Source organism: Streptomyces sp. SDr-06, from assembly GCF_003324565.1.
Taxonomy (GTDB): domain Bacteria; phylum Actinomycetota; class Actinomycetes; order Streptomycetales; family Streptomycetaceae; genus Streptomyces.
In genome coordinates, this window is the sequence record NZ_QOLA01000074.1 from 1 (window position 1) to 1,194 (window position 1,194).

The 1,194-nt window shown below is 71.0% G+C and carries 1 protein-coding gene; it reads right to left on the reverse strand.

Annotation, left to right across the window (positions count from 1 at the left end; all coding sequences use genetic code 11):
• On the reverse strand, window positions 1-1,139 hold a 1,139-nt coding region (locus DT019_RS39035; protein WP_114041740.1), incomplete at its 3' end, for a hypothetical protein.
• Window positions 1,140-1,194: the final 55 nt, after the last annotated feature.

Consider the following 1,194-nt stretch of genomic DNA (forward strand, 5'->3'; position numbering starts at 1 on the left):
TTGTTCGGTGGGCGCAGGCGGCCCAGGGCCTTGGTGAGGGCGCCGAGGGGGGAGGCCTCCGTCCTGAGGGGCTTGGGACCGCCCAGCAGCGGCGCACCCTCGCCCCCGCCCGCCTCGGCGAGCGCGGCATGCGCGGCCTCGGCCGCCTCACGATAACGATCCCGCGAGTCCGTCATCGCCTCCAACGCCTGCGCATACCGCTCCACCATCGCCCGCGCATGCACCAGCTCCTCCTGCTCCGTCAACAGATGCCAGCCCCGCCGCAACCGCCCCAGCGCCACCGAGGCTTCCTCCCCCAACCCCCGCGGCAACCTCGCGAACTCCCGGACCCGCTCCACCAGCTCCACCGGCTCCGAACCATCCAGGAACACACTGCGCACCACAAAACGCCCCGGATCACCCTCCACACCCACCGACGGCAACACCACCGCCCCACCCCGCGGCAACCGCACCCCCAGCTCCCGCTTCAACGCGAAATCCGCGATCTGCGCCTGCTCCGGCGTCGCCCGATGCTCCACCACCCGATGCCGCAACCCCGACGGCAAGAACACCGACACCGGCCGCCGCCCCGCCACCCCCGGCGTCATCGCCTCATGCACCACCACATGCACAAACCAGCTGTCCCGCACACACTCCCGCACCCGCCGCCGCAACGCGTCATCATCCTTGGGCAACGCATTCGCCGACCGCAGCCGCACCCCCGCCACCACATCATGATCCCAGGCCACCTGATCACTGTCCGGCCAGAACACCGTCGCAGGCGACACCCAGCCCTCCTGCCACACCCCCTCCGCCTCCGCGGCCAGCACCCACCCCACACCCTCACCCTCACGCCGCCGCCCCTCCGGCCCGAACAGCGTCAGCTGCGCCCGCACCACCACCCCACCGGCCCGCCACCGCGCCTCGAACAACCGCCGCGCCAACGGCCCCGCATCCGCCTCCTCCCCCCGCGGATACAACACCGACGAAGCCGCCGCCTCCACCGGATCCAGCTCCAGAAAATCATCGATCACCCCCGCCGCCCGCACAGCGATCAGGTTGCGCCGCACATCACGCTCGGGCTCAGGCCCCACATGACGCCCGCGCCCCAGCCACACGGAATCGGGGACAGTGGTCGAGAAAATACTGTTCTTGGCCATGGAATCGTTCTGTCGGAGATCAGGGCCCGACCAGTATGGTCCGCCCACCCCCCGC